Here is a 23,775-nt window from a genome sequence, read left to right on the forward strand (position 1 = left end):
TCCAGATATAGCTAAACCTTGTATCCAGTCCAACCTTATCCTGATCTCTGGCAATAAAAAAGCAACCTGAATAGGTTGCTTTTATCGGTTCATTTTAAAGTTTATTGATCAATGATATCTGTACCCTTGGGTGGGGTGAAGTTAAAAGTAGAAGCAGGAATGCTGCTATTCACTTTTACATTGTTAAATTTGATTGTGGTGGTTTGCCCCAATGAATCCTGCAAGATCATCAAATTTGGTGCTTTATTCGTTCCAAAACTGATCGTCAAGCTTTCAAATACCCCATCGGTATTTTTAGGATAAAGCGTGTAATAGGTTTTACCCTTATTTGGCTGAGTGACCCGGTAAGACTGCATAATCTGGCTGGTGTTTCCTGACAGCAATAATGCCGGTGTGTTGGCCACCTGTTCATCTAGACTTTGACGAACCGCCTGCTGCAAATCAGGATCATAAATCCACACAGTTTTACCCGTAGTTGCAATTACCTGCTTGGATGGTGCTGTCGTTTCCCAATAGAATTTACCCGGACGCTCGACTTTCATCACCCCTTTAAAGGTTTGATTCATATGCTGTGCAGTCAGACCTTTCTTCTGAGTTGCTCTCGGGTTAGTCACCTTGGAGCTTTGTTCGAAGTTTGCCGTCATACTACGCACATGATTAAGCTGTTTCACCAGACTTGCAGTTGCCTGCTGCTCCGAAGCTGCTACAGGAGCAGCAAACACGGTTGTACTCATCACCGGAGCTAAAGTCACTGCACCCAGCGCCATCGCACAGACGGTTTTACGAAGCATATTCATAATTTCACCCTTATATTTTGCGTCATCGCAATTTATTTGATAACTCATCTTAAACGAAAATTAAAAGCTAAAATGATAGAAAATAAGAACTTTTGTATTGTTATTAATTCGAAACCGGTTTTTTTGTTCATCATCATGAAGATTTCAGGACAATTTTTACATTATGGAATGTCACTTAAGCTGAACATTAATTTTCAGGCATAAAAAAACCCACAAAAATTGTGGGCTTTTTTTCTATCTCAGCGGATTACGCGTCAACAGATACGTAGCGACGGCCAAATTGACCTTTCACTTCGAATTTTACTACGCCATCAGCAGTAGCAAATAATGTATGGTCACGGCCCATACCTACGTTTTGACCAGCGTGGAATTCAGTACCACGTTGACGAACGATGATGTTACCTGCAGTTACAGTTTGACCACCGTAAACTTTAACACCTAACATCTTAGGATTCGAATCACGACCGTTCTTAGTCGAACCACCGGCTTTTTTAGTTGCCATGTCTATTTACTCCTCGTAATTAGCCTGAAATAGCTGTAATTTTCAACTCAGTGAACCATTGACGGTGACCTTGTTGTTTACGGTAGTGTTTACGACGACGCATTTTAACAATACGGATTTTGTCGTGACGACCATGGCTAACTACTTCAGCAGTTACAGTAGCACCAGCAACAACTGGAGCACCGATTTGAATGCTTTCACCGTTAACAAGCATCAATACGTCATCAAACGTAATAGTCGCGCCAGTTTCAGCTTTCAATAATTCTACTTTAAGGGTTTCACCCTCAACTACACGGTGCTGTTTACCACCGCTTTGGATTACTGCGTACATAATGTACTCCAAACTAACCCGTGTCGTCGTGCCGATAAAGGAATATATCGAACTTAAGACGTACGCCACTGGGGGGATATCTAAGGGCGAGGATTTTAAGGGATATTCAAAAAAACAACAAGCCATTTTACTGAAATAATAATGACCCGTTTACGCTAATTATTTAACTATTAAATATTTCCTATCAAATCAAGCACTCAAGATATATTCAGCAACAAAATACTACAGCAGAAATCTGGCGCATTTGATTAATATACTCAGCCGGATGAAGGGGGTGCGTCCTGACCTTTTGTGATTTTTTATGGCTCGAAATAGGGAGCAATTTCTCTTAAGATCTATAAAAAGCTGATTTTTAGTGGAGTTTATGCATTTCTTAGGTTTCACTCATGTTATAAATTGTTAAACTACGTCCAGCGATTTACCAGACCAGAGGTTTTCTTTCACATGACCATCGACTTTAAGCAAGACATTCTCGCTCCTGTTGCTAACGACTTTGCTGCGATGGACACATTCATTAATGAAGGAATTACCTCAAAAGTTGCGTTGGTGATGGCCGTCAGCAAACACGTGGTAGAAGCCGGTGGCAAACGTATGCGCCCGATTATGTGTCTTCTGGCTGCCAAGGCGTGTGGTGCTGAAAATTTGGAACCGCACCGTAAACTGGCTGCAATCATTGAAATGCTGCATACCGCAACACTGGTGCATGATGATGTAGTCGATGAATCAGGTCTGCGTCGCGGTCGCCCAACTGCAAATGCGACCTGGAATAACCAGACTGCTGTTCTAGTCGGTGACTTTCTGATTTCACGTGCTTTTGATTTGCTGGTCGATCTGAACAATATGGTATTGCTCAAGGATTTCTCGACCGGTACCTGTGAAATTGCTGAGGGTGAAGTGCTGCAACTGCAATCCCAGCATCAGCCGGAAACCACTGAAGCGACTTATTTGAATATTATTCATGGCAAGACCTCGCGTCTGTTTGAACTGGCCACCGAAGGGGCTGCCATTTTGTCGGATAAAAGTGAATTCCGTCAGCCTTTAAAAACCTTTGCCGGACATTTCGGTAATGCTTTCCAGATTATAGATGACATTTTGGACTACACCTCCGATGCGGACACGCTCGGCAAAAATATCGGTGATGATCTGATGGAGGGCAAGCCCACCCTGCCATTGATTGCGGCATTGAAAAACACCACCGGTGAGCAACATGAAATCATCCGTCGCAGTATTGCAACTGGTGGCACAGAACATCTGGAGCAGGTCATTCATATTGTTAATGAATCTGGTGCACTGGATTATTGCCGTCAACGTGCGACTGAAGAAACTGAAATCGCAATCAATGCCCTGCAGGCCTTACCTGACTCTGAATACCGTCAAGCCCTGATTAATCTGGCCAAACTGGCCCTACACCGAATTCAGTAATCTTTAAATTTGCCTATGCATATTAATTTTCTTGATCTTTTCCAAAACATGCAGCATCAGCTTGAACAACCTCAGGCAGTTCTGGATGAAAATCTTCTGATTGAGCTGGTTGAAAGAATCAGACCGGAAGACAGCAGAAATACCGAGGAGATCGAAGCAAAATTCAATGCATTTATTCGGGCTTTATTACTTACCCCGAATGCTGTTGCGACGCTTCAGACCTTTACCCTTCGGATCATTAATCGTTATAAACAGACGGGACTGTTTTCCGATACTGGCATTTTATCCCTGGATGGTTTCTGGAACCAGCTGAACCAGCGTATTGGCGCGCATATTTTGCCGCTTATTCCTGACCATCAGCAGCTACAGGAACTGTTTCGTAAGGTCTTTTATCATCGTACCGATAAATACTGGCTGGATTATTTTGATGCAGCAGACTGGCAGCGTTTATTTTCGATACTGAATCAGGGACATTCCAACCAGCCTGAAAAAACCCGGATTAAGGATGAGCTGATCAAGGCCCTGACTATTCTGTCTTACCGGATTAGCGGTATCGGTCTGCATCCCGAATTTATTAATGCCCAACCTGAACTGATGGAATATGAATCTCCGTTTCTGGTACAGAACCGTGAGATCAACGAATTTATTCAGGAATACAAGAAACGCTATAACACGGTAGCACTGGTCGATTCGATTACCCCGCCGGATGCCTCACAAGCGCTGGTGATGCTGGAACAATGTCATGATGTAGCGGCCAAAGTGCGCCGCTCTACCAGACGGATTGGAGTCAGTGTCAGTCTGACCTATATGCTTGCTCTGCTGGAACAGTGTCTGGAACGAGTCGAAATCCTGCTGAATATGGTCATGGATGATGATGACCTTCGTTATAAGTCCATTGGCCTTTTTATTGCGGATATCACTGAAGCAATTTACAGTGAACGCAGTGTCCGTGCCTTACTGGCAACCAATAGTGAACTTTTAGCTTTGCAAGTCACCGAAAATGCCAGCAAGACCGGTGAGCATTATGTCAGTACGGACAAGCAGGGCTTTCTCGCCATGTATAAGTCGGCTGCAGGTGCAGGCGTAATCATTGCCATTATGGCCACGCTAAAAACATTAATGGCACGTGTTTCTATGGCGCCCCTGATGCAGGCCTTTAGCTACAGCATGAATTATTCGCTAGGCTTTATGCTGATTCATGTCCTGCATTTTACCGTTGCGACCAAACAGCCGGCGATGACGGCTGCCGCGCTGGCTGCGACCGTACAACAGCGCAAAGGCACAAAAATGGCTCAGATTGCCGAGCTGGCTGCGCTGATTGTGAACATTATCCGCACCCAGTTTGTTGCCATTTTAGGTAATATTTCGATCGCGATTCCGGTAGCCGCTCTGATTGCCTTAACTTGGGATTATGCCCTGCATGAACCCTTAATGACCCATGCCAAGGCAGCCAAAACCCTGCATGACCTGAATCCCTTTACTTCTTTAGCTATTCCGCATGCTGCAATTGCCGGAGTCTGTTTGTTCCTGTCCGGATTATTAGCAGGTTATTTTGACAATATGGCAGTTTATCGCAAGGTAGGACCTCGCCTGAAAGCGGATGTGCGTTTAGCCCAGCTTATGGGGCAGCAACGCTTGCTGCGCTTTGCTGACTATATCGAGCGTAATCTAGGGGCACTGGCGGGTAATTTTATGTTTGGTATTATGCTGGGAAGCATGGGGACACTCGGTTTCATTTTGGGTCTACCACTGGATATTCGTCACATTGCCTTTGCATCAGCTAACTTTATTCAGGGTCTGATCAATATTAATGGTCCTGATGTCGGTTTGATTGTCGTATCTTTCCTCGGTGTCTTGCTGATTGGCCTGACCAACCTCTTTGTCAGCTTCAGCCTGACTATTATTGTAGCATTGCGTGCGCGACGGGTTCGTTTTGAACAGTGGAAACCGCTAGCAAAACTGGTCATGACTCACTTTCTGACCCGCCCCAGTGATTTCTTCTGGCCCCCTAAGCAAACACTTGAAATTGACGAAAATCATACATCTACAAAGTCCTAAAACTGTGATAATTTCGACATATTTGCTTCCAAATTCCTTACTAAGATAATGGAATTCGCATAAAATACACACACTTGAAAAAAAGTGTACTGACAAGTACACTTCACTTCAGACAATGAGCCGATCCTTTATCGGTGAGAGGGACAGAGATTCTCGGTATGCCTTACTTGTTGCTTTTTGTCGGAATTTTGCTTTTATTTTTCAGTGTTTTATTCCTTAACATTCCAGTCTTGAGCCAGTTTGACTTGCTCAGTGTACAGTGGATGAGCGAGCATCGCACCGGAACTTTAAATCAGATTGCAACATACTTATCAGCAATAGGTGGCATGCCATTTGTATTATTTTTATCCACACTATGGTGTATTTATTTACTGTGGTATAAAAAGCGTACAAACATAACTTTTATATGTATCGGAATTATCGGAGGAATACTCCTAGCTTGGCTGTTGAAATTTGCGATTGCCCGACCAAGACCACCAGCATCCCTCCATCTGGTGGAAAGCTTTGGAAGTTCTTTTCCAAGTGCCCATAGTCTGTATGCAGCCTGTCTGGGATGTCTGGCAATTTATATCTATCGGCAACATTCCCGGTATTACATTATTGTGATGGGCGCAGTGTTATGGATGCTGATGATGGGAATTTCAAGAGTTTATCTGGGCGTACATTTTCCTTCAGATGTCATTTCTGGCTGGAGTATCAGTTTTATTTGGATTTCGTTGTGGTATATGGTGTGGATCAAATATTGCACGGCGCACAAATAAAAAAATATTTAGATAAAAATCTAATTGAGGTGGAATAATGATGTCTGCAAAGCTTTGGGCACCGGCCCTGACTGCTTGCGCATTAGCAACAAGTCTTGCACTTGTTGGTTGTAGCAAAGATCCCAAAGAGGGCCAGCAAGCTGGCGCTCAACAAAAAATGCCACCGACTGAAGTCGGTGTTCTTGTTGCACAACCGCAAAGTGTAGAGCAGTCTGTAGAGCTCTCGGGTCGTACAACTGCATTTGAAATTTCAGAAGTACGCCCGCAAGCCAGTGGCGTCGTTCTAAAACGCTTGTTCACTGAAGGCAGTTATGTACGTGAAGGTCAGGCGCTGTATGAAATCGATTCAAGCTCCAGCCGTACTACAGTAGACAACGCCCGTGCAGCGATTGCCAGTGCTGAAGCAAATCTGGGTGTATTGCGGGTCAAAGAAGGACGCTACCGTCAACTGGTCGGTACAAATGCCATTTCGAAGCAAGAATATGATGACATCGTAGCACAGGTAAAACTAGCTGAAGCCGAGTTGAATGCTAATCGTGCCAGCCTGCGTAATGCTGAAATCAACCTGGGTTATTCAACGGTACGTGCCCCGATCTCGGGTCAGACCAACCGTTCGTCTGTGACTGCAGGCGCATTAGTCACGGCCAACCAGCCAGATCCGTTAGTGACAATTCAGCGTCTGGATCCGATCTATGTCGATATTAACCAGTCCAGTACTGAACTTTTGCGTTTACGTCAGCAATTGAGTAAAGGCGACCTGAACAGTTCAAACAATACCAAAGTCAAGCTAAAGCTTGAAGATGGCAGCACCTACCCGGTAGAAGGCCGTCTTGCATTCTCGGATGCCAGCGTGAATCCTGAAACAGGTACAGTCACCTTACGTGCAGTATTCCCGAATAAAAACCACCTGCTTCTTCCTGGCATGTTTGCAACTGCACAAATTGTGCAGGGTGAAATCCCGAATGCTTACCTCATCCCTCTGGCAGCCCTCACTCGTACCCCTACAGGTCAGGCGATGGCAATGCTGGTCGGTGCTGATGGTAAAGTGGCATCGCGTCCAGTGACTACAGTCGGCACTCAAGGCGCTGACTGGATTGTGACAGAAGGTCTAAACCCAGGTGATAGAGTGATTGTAGACGGTATTGCGAAAGTTAAGCCTGAACAACAAGTCATTGCTAAACCTTATCAACCTCAAGCTGCTGCTCCACAAGGTGCTGCACCGAAACAGCCTGCAGCGAGCGAGAAAAAGGCAGATGATGCTAAAGAGAAACCTGAACAAAAACCTGCTGCAAATGCATAAGGAGTAATGGTTCATGGCTCAATTCTTTATTCATCGCCCGATTTTTGCATGGGTGATCGCATTGGTAATTATGCTGGCGGGTATTCTAACCATCAGCAAAATGCCGATTGCGCAATATCCGACTATCGCTCCGCCAACCATCACCATTTCTGCAACTTATCCAGGTGCATCTGCTGAAACTGTTGAAAATACAGTAACTCAGATCATTGAGCAGCAGATGAATGGTATGGACGGATTACGTTATATTTCGTCCACCAGTGCGGGTAATGGCTCTTCGTCTATTGCTGTAAACTTTGAACAGGGTATAGACCCTGACCTGGCGCAAGTTCAGGTTCAAAACAAATTACAGTCTGCTACCGCACTACTTCCTGAAGATGTACAGCGTCAGGGTGTACGTGTTACCAAGTCTGGTGCCAGCTTCTTACAGGTACTGGCTTTCTATTCGCCAGATGGCACCCTGACTGCAGATGACATTAAAGACTATGTGAACTCCAATATTTCTGAACCTTTAAGCCGTGTCGAAGGCGTTGGTGAAGTTCAGGTCTTTGGTGGTTCATATGCCATGCGTATCTGGCTCGATCCAGCCAAAATGGCAAGTCTGCAAGTCACTCCAAGTGATATTGCCACCGCAATTCGTACCCAGAATGCACAGGTTGCCGTGGGTCAGCTCGGTGGAGCACCTGCAGTAAAAGGTCAAGTACTGAATGCGACAGTCACAGCACAAAGCCTGTTACAAACCCCGGAACAGTTCAGCAATATTTTCCTGAAAAATACCACGTCAGGTGCACAGGTTCGCCTGGGCGATGTAGCACGTGTAGAACTAGGTGCGGACAACTACCAGTTTGATTCCAAATTTAATGGTAAACCGGCCGGTGGTGTAGCCATTAAGCTAGCTACAGGCGCCAATGCCCTAGATACTGCAAAAGCAGTTGAAGAGCGCTTAAAACAGTTACGTCCAAATTATCCTGAAGGGATGGTGGATACGCTGGCTTTCGATACCACGCCTTTCATTCAGTTATCGATTGAATCTGTGGTTCATACCCTCATTGAAGCGATTATTCTGGTCTTCATCGTCATGTTCCTATTCTTGCAGAACTGGCGTGCGACCATCATTCCAACCATGGCGGTTCCAGTCGTGGTATTGGGGACCTTTGCTGTTATTAATGTCTTCGGCTTCTCGATTAACACCCTGACCATGTTTGCCATGGTATTGGCGATTGGTCTTCTGGTCGATGATGCGATTGTCGTAGTCGAAAACGTGGAACGGGTAATGACGGAGGAACACCTCGATCCGGTTTCTGCAACTGAAAAGTCAATGAAACAGATTTCTGGTGCATTGATTGGTATTACTTCGGTACTTTCTGCAGTATTCGTGCCTATGGCATTCTTCGGTGGTACGACCGGGGTTATTTATCGCCAGTTCTCGATTACCCTTGTGACTGCAATGGTTTTATCACTCATTGTGGCGCTCACCTTTACCCCTGCCCTGTGTGCGACCCTGCTGAAACAGCATGATCCTAACAAACCGGAAAGTAATGGTGTGTTTGCACGCTTCTTCCGCTGGTTTAACAGCAGCTTTGAAAAGATGTCGGTGAAATATCAGGGCGGCGTTAACCGCATGACTCACAGCAAAATTTTTTCGGGCATCATTTACGCTGTAGTACTGGGTATTATTGTTCTTATTTTCCAGAAACTGCCTTCTTCGTTCCTGCCGGATGAAGATCAGGGTGTAGTAATTGCACTGGTACAACTACCACCGAACGCAACGCTGCAAAGAACTGATAGTGTAGTCAATACCATGACTAACTATTTCCTGGAAAACGAGAAAGATACGGTTCAGTCCGTATTTAGTGTGGCAGGTTTCTCCTTTACCGGTGTAGGTCAAAACGCAGGTCTGGCTTTCATTAAACTGAAAGACTGGTCTGAACGTACCAATCCGGAAGCTCAGGTCGGTGCGATCATTCAACGTGGTATGGCATTAAACATGATTGTGCAGGATGCTTCTTACATCATGCCGCTACAGTTACCTGCAATGCCAGAACTGGGTGTATCCGCTGGCTTTAACCTGCAGCTCCAGGCAGCAGGTGGCCAGACTCATGAACAGCTTCTTGCAGCCCGTAATGCAATTTTGGGCATGGCGGCAAAAGATCCACGTCTGGCGGGTGTACGTCCGAATGGTCAGGAAGATACACCTCAGTACCATGTGATTATCGATCAGGCACAAGCGGGTGCCATGGGTGTGAGCATCGCTGAAATTAACACCACCATGGGCATGGCTTGGGGCGGTTCGTATATCAACGATTTCGTAGATCGCGGTCGTGTCAAGAAAGTCTATGTACAGGGTGAAGCAGATGCGCGCATGATGCCGCAAGATCTGGATAAATGGTATGTCCGTAATAATCGCGGTGAAATGGTTCCTTTCTCGGCATTTGCAACAGGTGAATGGACCTATGGTTCACCACGACTAGAACGTTACAATGGCGTATCGTCTATGAACATCCAGGGTACTCCGGCGCCAGGTGTCAGCTCGGGTGCAGCCATGCAGGCCATGGAAGAAATTATCGCGAAGTTACCGGAAATGGGCTTGCCAGGTTTCGACTATGAATGGACAGGTTTATCTCTGGAAGAACGTGAATCTGGTGATCAGGCTCCATTCCTGTATGCCCTGTCGTTATTGATTGTATTCCTGTGTCTGGCAGCCTTGTATGAAAGCTGGTCAATTCCGTTCTCGGTGCTGCTGGTGGTGCCATTAGGTATTGTGGGTGCATTATTACTGACCTTTGGTGGGATGATGCTGTTCCAGAATCCAAACCTGTCCAATAACATCTACTTCCAGGTAGCGCTTATTGCAGTCATTGGTCTTTCTGCGAAAAATGCCATCTTGATTGTCGAATTCGCTAAAGAGCTGCAAGAACAAGGTGAAGAATTATTTGATGCTACCTTGCATGCGGCAAAAATGCGTTTACGCCCGATTATCATGACCACTTTAGCCTTTGGTTTTGGTGTATTGCCGCTTGCCCTGTCTTCAGGTGCTGGTGCTGGTAGCCAGCACTCGGTAGGTTATGGTGTACTCGGTGGTGTTATCAGCTCGACCTTATTAGGTATCTTCTTTATCCCGGTATTCTATGTATGGATTCGAAGTGTCTTTAAATACAAACCAAAAACACAAAATCAGGAGTATAAGTCGTAATGCAAAATCTATGGTCTATTACAGGTCGTAGCATTGCGGTATCTGCCCTTGCGCTGGCTTTGACTGCCTGTCAAAGCATGCGCAGTCCAGAACCCGTTGCGCAGGCAAATATCCCGAGCAGCTATACCAATGCGTCTGGTACTTCTGTAGCAGAACAGGGTTATAAAGAGTTTTTTGCTGACCCGCGTTTACTGCAGGTGTTGGATTTAGCGCTGAATAATAACCGCGACCTGCGTACTGCAGCACTCAATATTCAACGTGCCCAGCAGCAGTATCAGATTAGCGAAAATAACCAGTTACCTACGATTGGTGCCAGTGGCAGTGTACTGCGTCAGGACACTTTAAATAACAGTGCCCAGAACCGCGGTCCTATCACCAGTTATAACGTAGGACTAGGCGTAACCGCATACGAACTGGATTTCTGGGGCCGTGTCCGTAGTCTGCGTGATAATGCGCTTGATACATTCTTTGCGACCCAGAGTGCACGTGATGCGACCCAGATCTCCCTGATTGGTCAGGTTGCACAAGCATGGCTCAGCTATTCATTTGCCAATGCCAATCTGGCATTAGCGCAACAGACGCTGCAAACCCAACTTGAGTCATACAATCTGAACAGGAAACGTTTTGACGTTGGGATCGACAGTGAGCTTCCTGTACGTCAGGCACAAATTTCAGTAGAAACAGCGCGTAACGATGTTGCCAACTACCGGACTCAGGTGGCACAGGCGCAAAACCTGTTAAACCTTCTGGTGGGCGAGCCAGTGCCAACCAGCTTATTACCGGCACAACGTGTTACCCGTATTACTTCCAATACTGCACTAGGTGCGGGATTGCCAAGTGATCTGCTGATTAACCGTCCGGATATCCGTGCAGCAGAATATCGTCTGTCTGCAGCAGGTGCCAATATTGCGGCAGCTCGCGCACGTCTGTACCCGACCATCAGCCTGACCGGCTCTGCAGGTCTGGCGTCAACTGATCTGGGTGATCTGTTTAAGTCTGGTAGCTTTGTCTGGTCAGTAGGCCCAAGTCTGGATATTCCAATTTTTGATTGGGGTACCCGTCAGGCCAATATCCGCATTTCTGAAACTGATCAGCAAATTGCCTTGTCAGATTACGAAAAGTCGATTCAAACTGCTTTCCGTGAAGTCAGTGATGCCCTGGCAGTTCGCCAGAATATTGGTGATCGTCTTGCAGCTCAGCGCCGTCTGGTTGAAGCAACTAATACGACCTATCGTTTGTCACTTGCACGTTTCCGTGCCGGGATTGACAGCTATCTGAGCGTACTGGATGCACAACGTGCTTCTTATGCTGCAGAACAGGGTTTATTATTGCTTGAACAGGCCAATCTGAACAATCAGGTTGAAGTCTATAAAACCCTGGGTGGCGGCTTAAAAGTCAATACAACCGACATCGTGCCGAACCCGCCGTCTGTGTCTGAACAACGCCGCGCGGCCGAACAGCAAGCGCAATAAATTCCAGACAGATCAAGAAAAGCTCACTTCGGTGGGCTTTTTTTATTGCATTTTCAAGGCAGTTTTCCTATTGTCATAGGCTAGCGATTTATTTAGAAAACATACACATGTTACTTAGCAATCTGGAATCTGTACCGGGACATACCATTCGTCAGCAAATAGATGTCGTTTATGAAAGTACCGTACGCAGCAAGCATGTCGGACGTGACCTACTGGCCGGGCTAAAAAATATTGTGGGTGGTGAACTTACTGCCTATACCGAACTACTGGAAGAATCCCGTCAGGAAGCGATGAACCGTATGATTGAAAAAGCTCGCAGTATGGGGGCCAATGCAGTTGTCGGCATTCGCTTCTCGACTTCTAATATTGCCCAGGGTGCTTCTGAGCTCTTTGTTTATGGTACAGCCGTAGTGGTTGATCCGGTCATGCCAAAATTACCCGATCCTTTTCCGCAGGCAGATTAAAGCATGGACGGTTTAATTTTCCAGGTCATCATTTTTGCCATCCTGTTTAGTGTCGGGTTTGGATTTGGCCGTTATAACGAACGTAAACATTTTCGCTATCTGGATGAACAGGAACAACGTCTGGCATATATTCAGATGAACAGTAGTCGCTTTATCATGTCTGAATATTCTGGACAAATGATCAGTAGCAATGTGGTTATTTCCCATGATTATTTTAAATATGCCATTGCCAGTGTCCAGAATATGCTGGGTGGCCGTCTGACCAGCTATGAAAGCGTGGTAGAGCGTGCACGACGCGAAGCAATTGTACGTTTAAAACTTGAGGCTGAAAAAATCGGGGCGACCCAGATTATGGGAATCCGTCTCAGCACCACTGAACTCGGCATGCAAGGCGGTATGGTGGAAGTCTTTGCTTATGGTACTGCACTAAAACAGCCTTCTTGACCAAACTGAATGTCTACCCAGAAACTCTGCCGAGCTGATCCAGCCCTGCTACACGATTCTGGTACTCAAATGACTAAACCTGAATAGACATACCGCTTTAAAGAGGAAATAGAGCGATAGGCAGTCATTGAGTCCGACTTCAAGCCGCTGGAATCATCTTTATTCCCTATTATTCTGTGCTAGGATATTAAGTAATCAGCAGAATAAATATAAATAAGATGATGCAGTTTCTCGACTCTATAAAAACTACACTTCAATTCCATCTGTATTTCTTTATTATTTTCCCAGCCATCTTGGTATTTTATCTGGTCTTACAGACCCTCACTCCTTTAAGCTGGTCCAGCTGCTTATTAAGCAGCTGGAATATCGCGATCTATGCTTATTTGTTTTTTACTATAAAAAAGCTTTGGCACATTGACCACGCTCATATTCTGCAACGTGCCATGCAACAGGATGCCGGTAAATGGATCATTCTATTTCTGGTGATCATTACGCTGATCATTTGTTTTATTGCAATTATTATTGAAATTAACCATTTACCCAAAAATCCCCTGATTAGAACCGGCCATTTAATCCTGTCTGTTATCACTATTATCTCAGCCTGGTTCCTGATGCATACGATTTTTGCCATTCACTATGCACATGATTTTTATTTGGCTCTGGAAAAACAGCAACAAGGCGGACTGGATTTTCCCAACACCGCGAATCCGACTTATCCGGACTTTCTATATTTTAGCTATATCATCGGAACTTCTGCGCAAACGGCAGATGTCTCCATTACTTGCCAATCTATGCGGGTGTTAAATACCCTACATCTGCTTTTGGCTTATGGATTTAATACCACCATTCTGGCTATCAGTATTAACGTCACGGCAAACTTTATCAGCAATTAAAAAGTGTCCTGAAAGAGGCAGCACACTGAAAATAGCCATCTACTGCCTCTATCTACTAGTATTCTCTAGTCTCTACATGACCGATTTTAAAGTTAATTATCTTGCTTCATAATTTCAGGCAGTCAGGTTTTTACGCAATTCATCTTCAACAATGCTGAGTTCAATTTCACTAAATTTACGAATCTCACCTTCGGCATGCTTTTCTAACATTCCACCCAGCAAAGGTACTTTAACTTTCACCGTCCAGTTTAACTGAAACTGGATCTGATCTTTATCTCCAGTGACTGCACGCTGACAGGTAGCCTCAATCGGCAAATTGGCCCCAAGTTGTACCGTCGAGGTCATTTCATCCAGATTACTGACATCGGTACGCTGCAAACGGAATGCATCTTTAAGTAGTTTTTTTGCCATATCCGGAATATTGACATCCAGGTTATAAGCACGTTTCAGGGTATACATATGCCCCTGCTTTTCCGAAACCAGGATCTCCAGATTTTGAGCAGGAATTCGATGACAAACTGCCTCATGTAAACGGATATCATTGGCCAAACGCTTAAACTCATCAATGGACACGCCATTAATAATTGCTTTTACGGTGAACTGATGTGCCATGCTATTTTTTCCTTATTTTTATTAAGTTATTTACATACACTACTTTTGACAGCAGCGAATAAAAGACCAAACACAGAGATGACTCTGCAATTTATATCAACTCTACAGTAGATGTCATTATTCTTTTATCGGGAAACAGCGGCAATCCGGTCAATGTTTGCAACATAGTTTTGCAGAGAACTGTTCCTGAACACAGCTGATCCGTAGCTGCATTTCGCCATAACAGATCAATGCATAAAACTCTTCGGCACCATCGTCCAGACCTGAAGCAAAATATTCAGTACCAGAGGGAAAAGCCTGCAACCAGTCAGCCTTATAAAAATCTGCAACTGATTCAAACTGCAAATACAATTCAGGCTCAGCCTCGATTTTCATCGCCAGAGCCATAAATTTCTGTAATTGTGCTTGATGAAAATCAATAATCATGAACTTCCTGCTTCACTCCCCAGATTGTTCTTAAATAACTGTGCCACGGCTATGCATGAAAAAGACAGAAAGTTTTGCGGTTTTTTTCTCTAGCACCATGGCATAAAAGAAATGGGTTATATGGGATATTCTCGCCCAGATAAAGACAAAGCTGGTAAAAAGTTCCATCTGATTTCATCAAGTTAAATCGACTGAGGTACACGGCTTGAGATCTTTAATATTAGAGAGCGAATAAAAGTTGTCTACCTAGGCACAGTCTGGATGCAAAAGGTCAGTACGGATTTCCTGCCGGTGCTCTTCTCCAAAACGGTCAACATGCACGTAAAATATTCCATAGCGGCCGACATAATATTCTAGTGATTGATCATAGAAATTCCAAAAAATTGACCATTCCCCTAAATCCATCTGACGGATCTGGGTACTACAGTGCATTGGCATCTTTTGTAATACTTCCTGCTGTAACTGTTCGGCCTGTGCTCGATTCCCAATATGCACCTGCCGTTGAAAGAATAGCTGTGCCACATCATCAAACAGTTCCAGCTCATATGCATCCACTAGATACACCTGCTGCTCTTGCTCGATGACTTCTTGCTCTGTAATGCTCGAAATCTGTACCTGTTTTTTTAGGCACTTATGAGCCAGATGACGCTGAGCCTTATACATTTTCCTGCCCACAATCCAAGCAGCATTCAAAATGAATAAAACACATAATAGGAGGAGTAATTTCAGCATAATTGATCATCTCATGTGACTGATTCTTTTTTATTTTATTTTATCGCAGCAGGCGCAGCATTTACTGGAATAGCCCACGTGGATCCAGAATACGTCTATTTTTTAGACAGTGCAAATTTACGGCTTATTTTTATAATTTATCTTCTTTTCTGGAGCATTTTCACCCCCTTCTCGAGTTCATTTTTATTTTAAGATTTAATTTACTTTGATTTTTATCTTTAGCTTCATCATGAAACTTAGGCACTTGAGATAATAAAAAAGGACAAATCCATAACAGACCTGTTCTTCAGGCGTATGGATATCAGCAAAAATTCTCAAAATCACTACAATATTGTTCTGTTTTTTACCTAGTGTTTTTTTATCAAATAAACCCTTCCTATAAATATTTGAGAAAATGAATAAGATTATGATTCGGGAAGGGAAGATCGAAGATATACCTCAGATTATTCAGGTGATTCATGACAGTATTCAGTCCTGTGTTCTGGATCATCAGCGTGAAGCCAGCAAAATTCAAACCTGGCTAGAAAAATTTGATCATGCCAGCCTGATTGTCGACATGCTTTATAACGATTGCTGGGTTTACCTTGTACATGACAAGGTGGTCGGGTTCTTATTGGTCAGTGATACTGGAGAAATCCGGATGCATTATATCGCCCCTAACTACCAGAGACTGGGATTTGGTACCCAGTTGTTTCACCAGATGCATCACACATTATTAAAGAAAAAAATTCATCAGATTGAAATACAGTCCACCCAGACTGCTTTAAGTTATTATCAACGCTGTGGCTTTCATCTGCATTCTGCCGGGTCAGAAGATGAGGTATGCCTTCTTTATAAATATGTTTTTTAATCAGTCTCTTTCTTAATTTTTAACTGATCACGCCCTGCCTGTTTGGCGGCATAGAGTTGCACATCTGCAGCTTTCATCAGTTCATGAATATCTGCATATATATGTGTTTGTGCAGTCCATGCTGCCCCCATACTGACCGTAATATATTTTTTTGCATCTGGCCGGTTCAGATGTTCCATACGTTGTTCCCGAATCTGCTCTAATACATTTTCCAGATTTTTCAAGGCAGTTTGAACCGGTATATCTGTGAGCAGAATCGCAAACTCTTCGCCACCATAACGTGCCAGATAACCCGACGGCGGCAAGGCTTGCTGGATAATCCTGACCAGATTTTTCAGGACGTCATCCCCCTTTAAATGGCCATAATAGTCATTATAGTTTTTGAAATAGTCGACATCGAGCATGGCAAAAACCAGCGTATGTTGCAGCTGCTGCCGGGTCTGCAAAAACTGCTGCTGGATTTCATGATTTAAAGCGCGCCGGTTAAAGGCACCTGTCAGTGCATCAGTATTCATCTGCTGCTCTAATTTAGCATTCAGTTCATGCAGTTGCTGGGTACGTTCTTTGACTTTTTGATCGAGTGAATTGTTGAGAGCAATCAGATTCAGGTTCAACTGTTCGGTCTCATAAGTTTGATGCGCATAATGCCTCGACTGCCGGAACATGATTAATAACGCGTAGATACTGGTTGAGATAAAGAACAGATGCGTCGTTTTAATTACATTGATCAGCAATAGATAATCATTCAAAAACGTCAGACAGAGGAAAATAATCGCAATCAGATTCAAACGCGAATAATGTTCTTTATAGCGTAGAGTCTGATAAAAGCCGTACATAAAATTGGCAAGGATGACTAAAGCATAGATCGCACTAAACAGAGCCAGACGCTCAAATATTTCCGGAGATGAAAAAAGGGTAATAATAATATTAAAGACCAACAATATAACTGCAATATAATAAATCACCGGATTCAAATAGCGCCGGTTAAACAGATGCATATAGCTGAGAAAAAAGAATGCCGCAAAAAAAGTAAACAGATACTCTAATCGGCTTCCCCACAACCAGTTGATATTGGTAAACACTGAATAAGCATAAGGTGCAGAAAACAGGTTATGCATGGCCAAAAAGACAATAAACCAGCCAAAAACAAAGATACTTTTACTGTTGCGTTCTCGAGATCCTCTGAATATCGAAAACAGAATGGTAAACACCCCTACCCCAAATACTGCACCGCACACCATGGCAATACTCATCATGAGCTGCTGGAATTGGCGATTGATTGTCGCCGCAATGCCGATCTGCATCGGTCGTTCGAGGCCACCATGCAAATGGGTATAATTCGAGGCCTGAATACTTAAGGTAATATATTCAGTGTCTGGAACAAAATAGCCAATCCGCGGTGCTTTTTCAGTCACCTGTTTTTCAGGTGTGGTACTGATTTCTCCGAGTCGAACGATAAACTGTCCATTGACATACATTCGATAGGCGCCGTACTGGGTTGGAATCCGGATCGCAATCCGTCGTCCGAGAAACTCTTTTGGAATTTTAAAATGACCAATGAAAGTCCCATAACCCGCATTTGAGCCTGCCAAGGTTTTAAAAGAAGCTGGCAATTGAACGGTTTTTGACTGGAGTATGGAGCTGGGCTGAACTATAAACTGGTTCGGGTAGAACCACCATTTTCCCTGCAAAGAACTACTGCTATGTTCGGTAAAATGGACTTCTGTAACCTCATTTTGAGATTGCTGCTGAAATGATGGCGATGTGAGTTCGTTCTGAGCGATCGCTGGACTAGTTATGCAAGTCAGCCAGCTAAAGGTCCAGATAAATACGATAAAAAAGACATTCCTTATCAATTTATGCAAATACGTTATATCTCAAGATAATTGTTTATTATTCTTATAATTTACAAGGAATATTTATGATTTCAAATGTTTTTTGTATTTAGTCCGGTACAACCTGTATTGGGTTGACTGCACCGGAAAAGCTCAAATATTTTAATTAGAGAAAACTATTTATGTCTCGCTAATTATATTGTTTTAATCACGTGTTTTTACATCAAACAATTCAATTTCAAAAATCAGGTTGGAATTGGCTGGAATGACCTTCCCCATTTTACGTTCGCCATAAGCCAAATGTGCAGGTACCATCAGTTTACGTTTACCACCAACTTTCATTCCCAGAATGCCCTGATCCCAGCCTTTAATCACACGCCCTGTACCAATGACAGTTTCAAAATAATTGCCTCGGTCAATGGATGAATCAAACTTGGTTCCATCTTCCAGCCATCCAGTGTAATGCGTGGTAATTAAAGCGCCTTTTACCGCTTCTTTCCCTTCACCTACTTTTAAATCAATAATTTCAAGTTCGTTTATCATCGTCATTTACCTGAGATTAGCACTAAATTTAGAGTTCAGTATAAACTGGATTGAGCTAAATTCCTTGGCCTTTAGCTTCAATAGGTCAAAAGCTGAGTTTCTGAATCTTCTTATCCTGTAATAAATACTGGGTTAATTTCTGATGATTTTTAGCTGACCCCATCAGGATCCAGCGGCTTGTAATCTGCTGGTCGATTTTTTGCTGGCTGGAATGAATCACTTTTAATTTGTATCGTTTAAACAGTTTTTCATAATGTTCCGGCTCATGCTGCTCGAAAGGACAGACAATTTCGTAGTTACGTTCATGATTCAGATGCTCGATACCACGTTGCACATAGACCAATAGGACCAGTACGATCAACACGATCACCGTTGTCCAAATACTTAACAGTTCATAACCCGCACCGACTGCCATGCCCAGTGCCGCTGTCATCCAGATCGTGGTTGCAGTGGTAATACCAGAAACCCGGTTATCATCTTTTAAAATTACTCCGGCTCCCAGAAAACCCAAACCGGTTAAAACATTGGCTGCCAGACGGTCAGGGTTGTCCACGCCGATTTTTAAAGAAATAATGGTAAACAGACAGGAACTCAGACTGACTATGATCATGGTGCGCAGTCCGGCAGATTTACTGTGATATTCCCGTTCTGCCCCAATGATTGCACCAATCACGACTGCTAATAGCAACTCATAAAGTTCATGATACATGCTTCGTCCAGAGAACTTATTTTTCTCTCCAGATATACGAAATAGTGAGGCAAGGATACAAGTTGAAACTTGCATCCTTGTGAATTCTTATTGTAACTGTTCCCACTCTACAATCACTTGACCCTGATCACCAATCAAGGTCCATTCCCCATCCATCACATTTAACTGTAACTGCATGGTGCGTGCACACAATTGTGGTAATGCATCAGTGGTTGCAGTGGATAATTTCCATACTTCCACATTTTTTAAGGTTTTTAACTTGCTGCTACGCTTATACCATTCATCTACCGCAGAACCATAGGTCACGACTGCGACCTGCTTGCAACGCGCACTGGCCTTTTTGACTTTATCTTCGTCCGGACTGCCCACTTCAATCCATTTGACCAGTTGCCCGGTCAGATCCTTTTCCCAGAGTGCCGGCTCATCCGTTTCGAACAGATCCTTGGTAAATTCCAGTGCTTCATCGGCATAGCGCGCATAGGCCAGAATACGCACCATCAAGCGTTCAATGGTTTCCGAAGGATGCAGTGCCATCGTCAGTTGATAGTCTTCATAACGATGCGTATCCATATCCGCAATATTCAAATCAACTTTATAAATCGTCGCTTTTAACGCCATCACACAATCCTCAAATTTGGCGCTTAGCATATAAGATTTAGCACAATTTTGCTGAACAGATTTAGGTCAAAGATTCATTCAGCGTACTAGAAATAGTGCTGTTATTTTTCTGGATCGATACGGCATTGCATCAGGGCAGTTTCAAATGCCAGCCAATCGCGTGACTGTTGATAAATCACTTCCACCCGGTTATCAATACCTTCATCTGCCGACTGATAATTGAACTGTTCCGGATTGAAATTAAAACTTTTCCAGCCCTGATCGGTATGGAAAATCCCCTTGATTCTAAGCCAGTCTTTTTGTTCACACAGCAGATCCAGCAGATCATAAAAATTAAACTGCCAGCGTTTTGGCAATTTCCAGCCTGCGACCTGATATCCCTGGGCACTTTCTACATAATGATAAGGCATCTGTTGAATGACTACGGAAGTGTCTGCGGACGAGATCGTCTGTTGCTGTTTTAACAAGGGCTGGATCTTACGGGCCGAACCCTGATAATCCTGCCTGATCTGTTCAATATTGAGCTGTCCCTGCTCAGTCAGCAGCCACTGTTGGGCATAAGGTTGATATTCTGCCTGAAGTTGTGCGAGCGCTGCATTATCTTCGGCTGTCATCAAATCAGCATGTGAAATCACCACGATCTGCGCTGCCTTGAGTTGGTCTGCATACAGGTTTTGCTGGGTCCAGTCCCGGTCATGCAAACGCGAACCATCCACCACGGTGACTAAAGCCTGCATGTTCAAATGGCTATGCCAGTGCGGTTCGGTCAGCTGTTCCAATAATTGTCCCGGGTGCCCCAGCCCGGTAGGTTCGATAAACAGGCGATCCAGTTTTACTTCTGACAGCAAGCGCGATAAGGCGATTTGCATCGGCAATTGGCTACTGCAACATAGACAGCCACCCAATAGCTCTTTGACTGCATAACCCTGATCTTGCGGCAATAACTGCTGGTCTACCCCAATCTGGCCAAACTCATTCATCAGCACTGCCCAGATTTCCTGTTTCGGTTTCTGCTGTAGTAAATGTTTGAGTAGTGTGGTTTTACCTGCACCTAAAAATCCGGAAATGATATGGACAGGAATAGCCTGTGATGCTGACAGAATTTTCAAAATCGGCTCTCAAGAGATTGAATAGAAATAGCAATGCTCTGCATTATAAAGCACGGCCAGATTATAAAATGCGTCTTCTTAATAAACACATGATGAAATTACAGATTCCAAAATTCATGGAATCATCCAGAATCTTCAATTTGCTATGTTAACTTTTATTGCCAATATAATTTTTGAAATATTCATACACATTTTTATTGAATAAAACTCTGCATAATTAACAGAAATAAAACAACTTTCTCAGTTTTGTATTGCTTTGGTTATTGCCTACGTGTCGCTTTTGTTAATTGGTTTGCCTCGTAAAATTTCAGTGCTTAGGATGAGCATCTGTCGAATTGATGTGATGGTCAATTCCGCAGATTAATAACCTGAATAAAAGGATGCCAAAAATGAACTATGCACAAATCTTACTCGCCACGACTCTTACTGCTGCTGCAGCTACCAGTTTTGCAGACAGCAAAACCACAGATGCAAAAACCACCACTGAAGAAAAAGTGGTCGTGAGTACCCAAGAATTACCTGAATCAAATGCGCCGGTTGCAGGTGCATCTGCAGAGCAGCCTGCTGCCTCTGAAGCAGCTGCATCTGAAGCTACTGCAGACAGTACAACACCAGCAAAACCTGCTGCACGTTAAGTTATTAGATGACTCGTTTAACCCTATAAGGATATTCGTGACAGTATTTCTCCAGTAGGCTGTGTCCTAGGCTGTCCGATATTTTTCGATGCTGAATCATGCTTGATGCTGGTTCAGCATTTTTATTGCACAGAATCTATTTAGAGCCATAGTCAAAACTAATCACAGAATTAATAGCAGCTATCAAATTTATATTAATTTTATTTTTAAATTCAATTGATTAACTAAAAATAATCTATCAAATTCAATATTTATCATATCCTTCAGCTACTATCGCATAACTTGTTTCTGGTGTTCAGCTGTTCCTTAATAGCCTTAAATGCAAGTCGATTGAATGGACATTCGCTATGAGCAATACCAATTACACTACTGAAGTGGCAATCCTGGGTGCCGGACCCGTAGGCTTAACCCTTGCCAACTATCTGAGCAAACAAGGCGTAGTTGTCACGATTGTCGAGCAACTGGATAGTTTGATTGATTACCCACGTGCGATTGGAATCGATGATGAATCCTTGCGTACTATTCAGTCTTTAGGTTTAGTCGAGCAAGTTTTACCACATACCACCCCAAATCATGCAATGCGTTTCTTGACCCCGAAAGGACGCTGTTTTGCAGATATTCAGCCTTTGACGCGTGAGTTTGGCTTCCCGCGCCGTAATGCTTTTATTCAGCCACAAGTCGACAACGTGCTGCTGCAGGGCTTGAAACAATATAAAAACACCCAAGTGCTATTCTCACGTCAATTGACCCATTTTAGTCAGGATGCTGAAGGCGTGACACTCAATCTGCAAAATAAGGATGGCGTTGCAGAAACCTTACGCGCTCAATATCTGATTGCCTGTGATGGCGGTAATTCTTATATACGCCGTAACCTGGGTATTGCATTTGAAGGTGAAACCGCACCGAATCAATGGATCGTGATCGACCTTGAGAATGACCCTCTCGCTACACCGCATATCTATTTATGTTGTGATCCGGTACGTCCTTATGTATCGGCAGCATTGCCACACGGTATTCGACGTTTTGAATTTATGGTCATGCCAGGTGAAACCCAGGAAGAACTGAGCAAACCGGAAAATATTGCCAAACTTCTGTCCAAGGTTTTACCAAGCACGGATGGTATTGAAGTAATCCGTCAGCGTGTTTATACCCATAATGCCCGTATTGCCGACAAGTTCCGTGTCGACCGAATTCTGCTTGCCGGTGATGCTGCGCACATCATGCCAGTATGGCAGGGTCAGGGTTATAACAGCGGTATGCGTGATGCCTTTAACCTGGCCTGGAAAATGGCAATGGTCATTCAGGGCAAAGCGACAGCTGAACTGTTGGATTCTTACCAGATCGAGCGGAAAGATCATGCCAAAGCCATGATTGATCTCTCCGTTATGGCCGGCCATGTACTGGCACCACCGAAAAAATGGCAGGGTTTTGTCCGTGACGGTATTGCCTATGCCCTGAACTATATCAAACCCATCAAACAGTACCTGCTGGAAATGCGCTTTAAACCGATGCCTAAATATCATGACGGCGCACTTTTGAGTAACGGTGCCAAGAACTCTCCAGTCGGCAAGATGTTTATCCAGCCACAGGTTAGACTTGAGTCAGGTGAAAAAGTTTTACTGGATGACGTAATTGCTAATGATTTTGCAATTATTGCTTGGGGTGTAGACCCGCAATGGGGTATTTCGGATGCCACCATGCAAATCTGGAAAAAATTAGGCGTCAAATTTATTCAGGTCATTCCCGAAGTTCAACTGGGCAATAAAAACCGCAAGCAATTTGAAGGCGTGATTACCGTTGGTGACATCGGCACTGATATTCGCAGCTGGTTCGGTAAAACCACTGAGTCAGTCGTTATTTTACGACCTGACCGTTTTGTGGCAGCCCTAGCGATTCCACAAACACTGGATCATATCAGCCAGCAGCTGTTTAAAAAGCTGCATGTAAAATAATTACGAGCATAAAATACACTTACTGAATTACATTCAGAGACCTGACCACGTGAAAACGTGGTCTTTTTTTATGTGTATTTTTTCTTGCACAGGGCTTGTTTATAAGTTGCTTTCTTTAAG

General features: G+C 43.8%; 23 protein-coding genes. 12 read left to right on the forward strand and 11 right to left on the reverse strand.

Annotated features, from left to right (window positions below):
• Window positions 1-101: 101 nt before the first annotated feature.
• The 3 genes from lolA to rplU all read right to left on the reverse strand — a co-directional run bounded on the left by lolA (window position 102) and on the right by rplU (window position 1,630).
• Window positions 102-797, reverse strand: a complete 696-nt coding sequence (gene lolA / locus AY607_RS10030) for an outer membrane lipoprotein chaperone LolA (RefSeq protein WP_064102447.1) — start codon at window positions 795-797, stop codon at window positions 102-104.
• 247 nt (window positions 798-1,044) lie between these two features.
• The gene (rpmA, locus tag AY607_RS10035) at window positions 1,045-1,299 is read right to left on the reverse strand and encodes a 50S ribosomal protein L27 (RefSeq protein WP_004280639.1); all 255 of its coding nucleotides are present in this window, start codon (window positions 1,297-1,299) and stop codon (window positions 1,045-1,047) included.
• Between the two features lie 19 nt (window positions 1,300-1,318).
• A complete protein-coding gene (rplU, locus tag AY607_RS10040) occupies window positions 1,319-1,630 on the reverse strand; it encodes a 50S ribosomal protein L21 (RefSeq protein WP_004651211.1) in 312 nt (103 codons plus the stop codon).
• A 444-nt stretch (window positions 1,631-2,074) separates the two neighbouring features.
• Between rplU and sdsA the strand changes: the two genes are divergently transcribed.
• The 9 genes from sdsA to AY607_RS10085 all read left to right on the forward strand — a co-directional run bounded on the left by sdsA (window position 2,075) and on the right by AY607_RS10085 (window position 13,634).
• Window positions 2,075-3,052 carry an All-trans-nonaprenyl-diphosphate synthase gene (gene sdsA / locus AY607_RS10045; RefSeq protein WP_064096372.1) on the forward strand — a complete coding sequence of 326 codons (978 nt, stop codon included), beginning with the start codon at window positions 2,075-2,077 and terminating at the stop codon, window positions 3,050-3,052.
• Between the two features lie 15 nt (window positions 3,053-3,067).
• Complete coding sequence (locus tag AY607_RS10050) at window positions 3,068-5,110, forward strand: site-specific recombinase (RefSeq protein ID WP_064102448.1); 2,043 nt, start codon at window positions 3,068-3,070, stop codon at window positions 5,108-5,110.
• A gap of 158 nt (window positions 5,111-5,268) precedes the next feature.
• Entirely contained in the window at window positions 5,269-5,871 is a 603-nt protein-coding gene (locus AY607_RS14870; RefSeq protein WP_081406363.1) for a phosphatase PAP2 family protein, read from the forward strand.
• 37 nt (window positions 5,872-5,908) lie between these two features.
• Complete coding sequence (locus AY607_RS10060) at window positions 5,909-7,171, forward strand: efflux RND transporter periplasmic adaptor subunit (RefSeq protein WP_064096375.1); 1,263 nt, start codon at window positions 5,909-5,911, stop codon at window positions 7,169-7,171.
• Between the two features lie 13 nt (window positions 7,172-7,184).
• Window positions 7,185-10,361, forward strand: coding sequence for an efflux RND transporter permease subunit (locus AY607_RS10065; RefSeq protein WP_064096376.1), 3,177 nt, complete (start codon window positions 7,185-7,187; stop codon window positions 10,359-10,361).
• Complete coding sequence (gene adeK / locus AY607_RS10070) at window positions 10,361-11,833, forward strand: multidrug efflux RND transporter AdeIJK outer membrane channel subunit AdeK (RefSeq protein ID WP_064096377.1); 1,473 nt, start codon at window positions 10,361-10,363, stop codon at window positions 11,831-11,833. Before AY607_RS10065 ends, adeK begins: the two co-directional genes overlap by 1 nt.
• A gap of 107 nt (window positions 11,834-11,940) precedes the next feature.
• Window positions 11,941-12,297, forward strand: a complete 357-nt coding sequence (locus tag AY607_RS10075; protein WP_064102449.1) for a YbjQ family protein — start codon at window positions 11,941-11,943, stop codon at window positions 12,295-12,297.
• Between the two features lie 3 nt (window positions 12,298-12,300).
• On the forward strand, window positions 12,301-12,741 hold the full coding sequence (locus AY607_RS10080) for a YbjQ family protein (RefSeq protein WP_064102450.1): 441 nt from the start codon (window positions 12,301-12,303) through the stop codon (window positions 12,739-12,741).
• A gap of 218 nt (window positions 12,742-12,959) precedes the next feature.
• Window positions 12,960-13,634, forward strand: coding sequence for a DUF1345 domain-containing protein (locus AY607_RS10085; RefSeq protein ID WP_064102451.1), 675 nt, complete (start codon window positions 12,960-12,962; stop codon window positions 13,632-13,634).
• 114 nt (window positions 13,635-13,748) lie between these two features.
• On the opposite strand, the gene AY607_RS10090 is transcribed toward AY607_RS10085, so the two are convergent.
• The 3 genes from AY607_RS10090 to AY607_RS10100 form a co-directional block, all read right to left on the reverse strand.
• Window positions 13,749-14,246 (reverse strand): DUF2505 family protein, encoded by a 498-nt coding sequence (locus AY607_RS10090; RefSeq protein ID WP_064102452.1) that lies wholly within the window; start codon window positions 14,244-14,246, stop codon window positions 13,749-13,751.
• Window positions 14,247-14,396: 150 nt separating this feature from the next.
• Window positions 14,397-14,672: a hypothetical protein gene (locus AY607_RS10095; protein ID WP_064102453.1), complete on the reverse strand. Its 276-nt coding sequence runs from the start codon at window positions 14,670-14,672 to the stop codon at window positions 14,397-14,399.
• Window positions 14,673-14,918: 246 nt separating this feature from the next.
• Window positions 14,919-15,404, reverse strand: a complete 486-nt coding sequence (locus tag AY607_RS10100; RefSeq protein ID WP_064096383.1) for a hypothetical protein — start codon at window positions 15,402-15,404, stop codon at window positions 14,919-14,921.
• Window positions 15,405-15,786: 382 nt separating this feature from the next.
• On the opposite strand from AY607_RS10100, the gene AY607_RS10105 reads away from it, so the two are divergent.
• Entirely contained in the window at window positions 15,787-16,254 is a 468-nt protein-coding gene (locus AY607_RS10105; protein WP_171254963.1) for a GNAT family N-acetyltransferase, read from the forward strand.
• Here AY607_RS10105 and AY607_RS10110 read toward each other — a convergent pair.
• The 5 genes from AY607_RS10110 to AY607_RS10130 form a co-directional block, all read right to left on the reverse strand.
• Window positions 16,251-18,062: a diguanylate cyclase gene (locus tag AY607_RS10110; RefSeq protein ID WP_064096477.1), complete on the reverse strand. Its 1,812-nt coding sequence runs from the start codon at window positions 18,060-18,062 to the stop codon at window positions 16,251-16,253. The two genes, AY607_RS10105 and AY607_RS10110, sit on opposite strands and share 4 nt — an antisense overlap.
• 231 nt (window positions 18,063-18,293) lie before the next feature.
• Window positions 18,294-18,632, reverse strand: a complete 339-nt coding sequence (locus AY607_RS10115) for an FKBP-type peptidyl-prolyl cis-trans isomerase (protein ID WP_004280661.1) — start codon at window positions 18,630-18,632, stop codon at window positions 18,294-18,296.
• Window positions 18,633-18,717: 85 nt separating this feature from the next.
• Entirely contained in the window at window positions 18,718-19,341 is a 624-nt protein-coding gene (locus AY607_RS10120) for an MgtC/SapB family protein (protein ID WP_064096385.1), read from the reverse strand.
• A gap of 87 nt (window positions 19,342-19,428) precedes the next feature.
• Entirely contained in the window at window positions 19,429-19,959 is a 531-nt protein-coding gene (locus tag AY607_RS10125; protein ID WP_064096386.1) for a YaeQ family protein, read from the reverse strand.
• A 101-nt stretch (window positions 19,960-20,060) separates the two neighbouring features.
• Entirely contained in the window at window positions 20,061-21,068 is a 1,008-nt protein-coding gene (locus AY607_RS10130) for a CobW family GTP-binding protein (protein ID WP_064102454.1), read from the reverse strand.
• Between the two features lie 389 nt (window positions 21,069-21,457).
• Here AY607_RS10130 and AY607_RS10135 point away from each other — a divergent pair, with 389 nt between their 5' ends.
• Entirely contained in the window at window positions 21,458-21,703 is a 246-nt protein-coding gene (locus tag AY607_RS10135; protein WP_064102455.1) for a hypothetical protein, read from the forward strand.
• Between the two features lie 347 nt (window positions 21,704-22,050).
• A complete protein-coding gene (locus tag AY607_RS10140; protein WP_064102456.1) occupies window positions 22,051-23,655 on the forward strand; it encodes a bifunctional 3-(3-hydroxy-phenyl)propionate/3-hydroxycinnamic acid hydroxylase in 1,605 nt (534 codons plus the stop codon).
• Window positions 23,656-23,775: the final 120 nt, after the last annotated feature.

Source organism: Acinetobacter sp. SFA (genome assembly GCF_001647535.1).
GTDB lineage: Bacteria > Pseudomonadota > Gammaproteobacteria > Pseudomonadales > Moraxellaceae > Acinetobacter > Acinetobacter pecorum.